Annotated in this window: 7 protein-coding genes and 2 tRNA genes; 5 read left to right on the forward strand and 4 right to left on the reverse strand. The window is 63.1% G+C overall.

Translation table 11 applies throughout. From position 1 onward, the window contains the following. Positions 1 to 135: 135 nt before the first annotated feature. The 3 genes from EOA27_RS18235 to EOA27_RS18245 form a co-directional block, all read right to left on the reverse strand. Entirely contained in the window at positions 136 to 810 is a 675-nt protein-coding gene (locus EOA27_RS18235; RefSeq protein WP_127256831.1) for a protein-L-isoaspartate O-methyltransferase, read from the reverse strand. A 92-nt stretch (positions 811 to 902) separates the two neighbouring features. Next, positions 903 to 976: transfer RNA gene (locus EOA27_RS18240), tRNA-Cys, on the reverse strand. 164 nt (positions 977 to 1,140) lie between these two features. Beyond that, positions 1,141 to 1,401, reverse strand: coding sequence for a hypothetical protein (locus EOA27_RS18245; RefSeq protein ID WP_126082274.1), 261 nt, complete (start codon positions 1,399 to 1,401; stop codon positions 1,141 to 1,143). Between the two features lie 207 nt (positions 1,402 to 1,608). Here EOA27_RS18245 and EOA27_RS18250 point away from each other — a divergent pair. The 5 genes from EOA27_RS18250 (at position 1,609) to EOA27_RS18265 (ending at position 4,839) form a co-directional block, all read left to right on the forward strand. Continuing rightward, positions 1,609 to 1,683 (forward strand) — tRNA-Asn (locus tag EOA27_RS18250). A 352-nt stretch (positions 1,684 to 2,035) separates the two neighbouring features. After that, entirely contained in the window at positions 2,036 to 2,206 is a 171-nt protein-coding gene (locus EOA27_RS40755) for a hypothetical protein (RefSeq protein ID WP_189343112.1), read from the forward strand. Between the two features lie 151 nt (positions 2,207 to 2,357). After that, positions 2,358 to 2,615 (forward strand): hypothetical protein, encoded by a 258-nt coding sequence (locus EOA27_RS18255; RefSeq protein ID WP_189343111.1) that lies wholly within the window; start codon positions 2,358 to 2,360, stop codon positions 2,613 to 2,615. A gap of 202 nt (positions 2,616 to 2,817) precedes the next feature. After that, the gene (locus EOA27_RS18260; protein ID WP_245467014.1) at positions 2,818 to 3,894 is read left to right on the forward strand and encodes a histidinol-phosphate transaminase; all 1,077 of its coding nucleotides are present in this window, start codon (positions 2,818 to 2,820) and stop codon (positions 3,892 to 3,894) included. Between the two features lie 27 nt (positions 3,895 to 3,921). After that, positions 3,922 to 4,839 carry an allantoinase PuuE gene (locus tag EOA27_RS18265; RefSeq protein ID WP_245491116.1) on the forward strand — a complete coding sequence of 306 codons (918 nt, stop codon included), beginning with the start codon at positions 3,922 to 3,924 and terminating at the stop codon, positions 4,837 to 4,839. 48 nt (positions 4,840 to 4,887) lie between these two features. On the opposite strand, the gene EOA27_RS18270 is transcribed toward EOA27_RS18265, so the two are convergent. Beyond that, on the reverse strand, positions 4,888 to 5,996 hold a 1,109-nt coding region (locus EOA27_RS18270), incomplete at its 5' end, for an aminomethyltransferase family protein (protein WP_145970398.1).

A 5,996-nucleotide genomic window follows, 5' to 3' on the forward strand; every position in this document is an offset into this window, starting at 1 on the left:
CTTACGGATCGACCGGCGCCGCGTTGTTTATCGTTCCCCCGCTGACGGCCTCCCGAAACGCCCGGTTAACCAAATCAGCAACGATTGTCAGGCGCAAGCGATCATGACAGCGCCTTCGCTGCAAGGCAAAAACGCTCAGAATTCAAACGCGTGAGCACGTTCGAAGCCCGGTAGTGGCTTAATTGCCGCATTAAAGGCTCGTCTTCCGGTTACAACCCCCCCGGCTTTAAAAAACAGCCGGGCCACGCCAGAGTTGCCTTGTCCCTCGACCGCAACCAGGCGTCCATCTTCCGCAAGCTGGTCGAGCAGCGCCGGCGCCACTTCCTCGACGCTGCCGCCGACGAAGATGACGTTGTAGGGCGCTTTAGCGGCATGCCCCTGCGGCAGCGGCCCGGTGACCACAGTAACATTCTCGCAGCCAAGGCTGGACAGCGTGGATTTCGCGGTCTCCGCCAGCGCGGGATCGCTTTCCAGCGCCACCACGGACCGGGCAAGCCTGGACAGCAATGCGGCGGAATAGCCGCTGCCGCAGCCGACATCGAGCACCGAATCTCTCGCGTCGATCTCGGCCAGTTGCAAAAGCTTGGCGAGCGGCGACGGCTCCATCAGGTAGCGTGGGCCGCTGCCATTGGCGCCGTTCGAAATGCGGATGTCTTCGTCGATATAGGCCAGATCCCGCTGCCCGGCGTCGACAAAGGCCTCGCGCGGAACGCTCAGCATCGCTTCGATGAGAGGCGCGCTGGTGACATCGGTGGTGCGGACCTGGCCGTCGACCATCTTCACGCGGCGTTCGGAAAAATCAGCGCTCATGTCCCAACAATCCGCTCTCCGCGCCAAACGCGCGGCTAAAACTTCGACTGGAACCCCGCTCCGGCGCGATTGCGCTGGAGCCCGCAAGCATCTGGAGGCCTCGCCCGGAATCGAACCGGGGTGCAAGGATTTGCAGTCCTCTGCGTAACCACTCCGCCACGAGGCCTCGCAATGCTCCCGGCGTTCCGAGCGAACTCATTATGTTGACGCTCAAAGGTCGTCAAGCGGCGGCGCGTCATTCCCGATGCTTTCGCATGGAGCGGCCAAAGTGGTGATTACCAATCGGTTGTCGCGACTCCGGTATCGCCGTGGTGCAGCCGTCCCTGCCTCTCAGTCGGGTCGACGCCGACGTTCCCACCAGACGATGAAACGCCGCCGGTGGCGTCGGATCATGGCGAATTCATAGGACAGAACCAGGAGACCGAGCGGAATCATCCAGAAGCCGAGAATCGGCAGAAAGCCCAGAAGCCCGCCAAGGGTAAGCAGCATGCCGATGGCGATTCGCCAGCCGCGCGAGCGCGGCATCGTGAACTCGCGGCCTAAGATCGAAATCTTCCGTGCCGGGGCGTTGTCATCGTCCGCTGCGGTCATTCAAACCAATCCCATCCGCTGCCTGAGCCATGTCAAGGCGATGACCGGCCGCTTTGTTCCATGCCGGTGTGAAGCCCTTCATATGTGGGCGCGCCGAACGATGGCACAAATAGCCGCATCAAAAACTGGAGAAAAATTGCGAAATGCTGCTTTGCAAAGCCGAAAGGTGTTTGCTATAGGCTGCGCCACTCACGTCAGAGCCTCCGTTCCCCGGTAGCTCAGTGGTAGAGCAACCGGCTGTTAACCGGTTGGTCGCTGGTTCGAATCCGGCCCGGGGAGCCAACAATTCCAAGATCTTCAGAGTTTTTCAGAGCAGCCAAAATCGGCTGATCTGCGGCATATCTATACAACTCGACTTCGCTGGGTGCCGATCTACACCGGAACCGCTCGAAGGGAGAGTTGGCACCATGGATCGCGTTTTTGATGAGCGGATCGGCCTGCAGAGGGCACATCGGCGATGGAATTTTCGTGCCCCCAGTCCAGACTTGGGCGATTCGCCCAGCCGGCAACCTGGCGACCAGTCCTAGTTCCCGGTCATAGGTAGCTGTCGCGCCAAGTCACTATATATTAGCAATAGCTTGTATTTATGAGTCCCTGGCAGAAAATATCGGTCGGGCATCTGAGGGACTGTCCGATGCGTTGGCCCCTGTTCGTCATCGCGCTCATTATCGGCTTCATTCTCTGGGACCGTTTCGAGAACGACGGCACCTATACCGCTGAAGTCGAGCGAAGTTTCCGTAGCGCTGCGTTGGATATGCCTGGAGGCTTCGGGTGGAAGCCATCACCGTCAATCGCGACGCGTTGAAACCCTGAACGCCGCGCAGAGTTGATGACAATCTTGATAACCAATTGCAAGATCACAGTGACAGCGCACCTTCCTTTTGCATTCAGCCACGGGCTGCTGAAATTCAGGAGCACTAGCTTGCTGGTTAGCCAACGACGTTAGGCCCAACGCAATGGGCATTCAGTCCAAATTGCTGGTTTTTACGACGCCAAATAACCTCGCGAAGGAAAGGCAGGGGGACATGGCGTGGAAACGGGCGATTGCAGTCAAGGATTGGTCTTGCGCCATGAGTGACGAGATTGGCCGAGTGGTCTTGGCCATAAACTCGACCGAAGGTGAAACGACCTACGTCCTTATGACGATCTTCCAGGCGGCAAAAATGGCCCAGGAACTGCGGTCGCCGAAGATGGTCCCCCGATACGACATGTAGCCATCTCTGGCGAAAACACCGAGCAGCACAAAGCTGGCTGGCCCGCCTGGTTGAGGGAACGGAGCCAGGACCGGCGCCACCCACCCCGCATGGGCCAAATTCCCTTACCCATTGCACCGCCGAATTTTGCTTTGCGGCTCGGCCACCCTGCCTTAGCCTCCGCTCAAACACCTTGCCGACAAGCCGATCGCCGGACCATGCCGTGCCCCTGAAAGCCACCGCCCATATCGAGGCCATGTCCGCTTTCGCGCTGGCGAATTTCGGCGGCTATGGCCGCCCGACATTGGCGCAGAACGAGAGCGCCTTCCCGCCCAGCCCCAAGGCGATCGAGGCCGGCCGCGATGCCGTGGCGCGCAGCCATCTTTATCCGGACCCAGACTGGACCTTGCTGCGCGAGGCCATCGCAAAAACCTATGGCGTCGAGCGTGACCTTGTCCTGTGCGGTGCCGGTTCGATGGAGCTGATCGCCTGCACGATTGCGGCCTTCGCCGGTCCCGGCGCGGACGTGCTTGGCACGGACTATGCCTATAATTTTGCTGCCTCGGCGGCAGCCCGTGTCGGGGCGACCTATGTCAAGGCGCAGGAGCGCGGCTATGAAGTCTCGATCGACGCCATCCTGGCGGCGCTCACGCCGCAGACGCGCATCGTCTTCGTCTGCAATCCGGGCAACCCGACCGGCACGCGCATCAAGAACGCCGAGCTGCTGCGCCTGCGCGCGGCGCTTCCCGGCGACGTTCTCCTGATGATCGACCAGGCCTATGGCGAATTCGACGATCAGGATCCGCAGGCAATCTTCGCGCTGGCCGGACGCGGCGACACCGTCGTCCTGCGCAGTCTGTCCAAGGCATACGGGCTGGCGGGCGCGCGCGTCGGCTGGGGGTTGTTCGCGCCCCAGCTCGCCGCCGAAGTGCGCAAGATGCAAAACTCGAACCAAGTCTCGACGGTCAGCCTTGCCATGGCCGTCGCGGCCGTTGAGGACCGGGCTTATACGCGTGCCATCGTGGCGCGCACCGCCGACACCCGCGATCGCTTCGCGCAAGGCCTGCGGGCGGCTGGCTACGAGGTCCCGGAAAGCCGGACGAATTTCGTGCTGGTGCGCTTTGCCGACGCCGCGGCAGCGACGGCGGCCGACAATGCCCTGCGCGGCGCCGACATCATCGTGCGCGGCCTCACCGGTTACGGCCTGACCGATTGTCTGCGCATCACGATCGGGCCGCAGGACGTCATGGATCGCACGCTGCGCGTGCTCACCGTCCTGCGCGGCCGGCAATGCTGGTAAGGGCTTCATCCGAGGGGATTTCAAGACGTGACGTCAGACATGCCGTATCTGCCCGCCCGCGATTTCATCGGTTATGGCGAGCGGCCTCCGCAGGCTGAGTGGCCGGGTGGCGCGAAACTGGCGCTCAACATTGTCGTCAATTACGAGGAAGGTGCCGAATACTCGATCGGCGAAGGTGACGGTGTTTCCGAAACGATCCTGTCCGACCTTGCCGTCGCGCCCGCCGTGCCCGGCCTGCGCAACCGCAACATGGAATCGCTTTACGAATACGGCTCGCGCGTCGGCGTCTGGCGGCTGATCTCGCTGTTCCGGGACAAGGGTGTCATTCCCACCTGCTACATCGTCGGACGCGCGCTGGAGCTAAACCCGGCCGCGGGCAAGGCGAGCGCGGCACTCGGCAGCGACATCGGCTGCCATGGCTGGCGCTGGATCGACTACGCGCCGCTCAGCGAAGAGGAAGAGCGCCAGCACATCGCCATGACGGTGGACGCGGTCCGCACGATCACCGGCATCGATCGGCTCGGATGGTACACCGGCCGGCCAAGCCTCAACACCAGAAGGCTGGTCGTCGAGCATGGCGGCTTCCTGTTCGACTGCGACGACTACAATGACGACCTGCCCTATTTCGTCGATGTCGGCGGCAAGCGGCATCTGGTCGTGCCGCACAGCTTCGACAACAACGACAGCCGCTTTTCGCGCGGCTCCGGTCTGGAGACCGGCAGCCAGTTCTTCGACTATGTCAGCGACGGCGTCGACTGGCTGCTGAAAGAAGGCCAGAAGACACCGCGCATGATGACGGTGTCGCTGCATTGCCGGCTGGCTGCGCGTCCCGGCCGCATGATCGGCCTGGAGCGCTTCCTCGACAAGATCACCGCCAATCCCGATATCTGGGTCTGCCGCCGCTCCGACATCGCCCGCCATTGGCTGAGCCGCTTCGGCGACTGAGGCGGCCGGCGGCAATCGCCGCCTGGCGGTCTCAGGCGACGGCTGCCCCTACGACCGCAGCCGCTTGCCCTCCGGGTCGAAGGGCGGATGCGCCAGCAGCACCGCGTCATGCGGCCGGCCCAGAATGGCGACGGTCACCTTGTCGCCGGCCTTGGCGGTTCCGGCCTTGACGTAGCCCATCGCCAGCGACTGGTCGACGAAATAGCCATAGGCCCCCGACGACACCTGGCCGATCGGCGTGCCGTCCGGCAGGAAGATCGGCTCGCCGCCGGTGGCGTCGGCATCCTTGGCCGAGACGGAAAGCATGATAAGCTCGTCCCGCGCCGGCTTCTCGGCGACGGCGAGATAGGCGTCGCGATTGAGAAAGTCCTTGTCCGTCTTGATCAGGCGATCGAGCTTGACTTCCTGCGGCCAGTATTCCGGCGAGTACTCGCGGCTCCAGCTGCCGTAGCCCTTCTCGACGCGCAGCGACATCAGCGCCCGCGAGCCGACCGGCCCGGCGCCGACTTCCGCGCCCGCCTTGAGCAGCGCGCTGTAGAGCTCGACCTGGTCGGCAGCCTTGCAGTGCAGCTCCCAGCCGAGATCGCCGGTGAAGGAGACCCTGAGCGCCACGACATCGACGCCGGCCACGGTGATCTGACGCGAGCGCATGAAGGGGAAGGCCTCGTTCGACAGGTCGTCATTGGTGAGCCGCTGCAGCAATTCGCGCGATTTCGGTCCGGCGACATTGAAGCCGCCGAGCTCCTCGGTGCGCGAGCGGAAGGTTGTGCCTTCGGGCAGCGGCACCGATTTGAAGAAGCGCTGATGAAAACGCTCGGCCATGCCCGAGCCGATCACCATGAACTCGTCCTCCGCCAGTCTGGTCACGGTGAAGTCGCCGGCGATGCCGCCGCGCTTGCCGATCAGCGGCGTGAGGCAGGAGTTGCCGACCTTAGCCGGCATCCGGTTGGCGAAGAGCGCATTCAGCCAGGCTTCCGCGCCCGGGCCCTTCACTTCGTATTTGGCGAAATTGGAGATGTCGATGATGCCGGCATGCTCGCGCAGCATGCGCGCCTCGCGGCCGACCGGCCCCCACCAGTTCTGGCGCGTGAAGCCGACCGTCTCCTCGCGCGGCTCGCCTGCCGCGGCGAACCACAACGGATGCTCCCAGCCGAAAT

Source organism: Mesorhizobium sp. M2A.F.Ca.ET.037.01.1.1, from assembly GCF_003998075.1.
GTDB lineage: Bacteria > Pseudomonadota > Alphaproteobacteria > Rhizobiales > Rhizobiaceae > Mesorhizobium.

Excerpts from the sequence above, each read along its gene's own strand:
- EOA27_RS18235 (WP_127256831.1), bottom strand. The coding sequence starts at position 810 with ATGAGCGCTGATTTTTCCGAACGCCGCGTGAAGATGGTCGACGGCCAG.
- EOA27_RS18245 (WP_126082274.1), bottom strand. The coding sequence starts at position 1,401 with ATGACCGCAGCGGACGATGACAACGCCCCGGCACGGAAGATTTCGATC.
- EOA27_RS40755 (WP_189343112.1), top strand. The coding sequence starts at position 2,036 with ATGCGTTGGCCCCTGTTCGTCATCGCGCTCATTATCGGCTTCATTCTC.
- EOA27_RS18255 (WP_189343111.1), top strand. The coding sequence starts at position 2,358 with ATGGGCATTCAGTCCAAATTGCTGGTTTTTACGACGCCAAATAACCTC.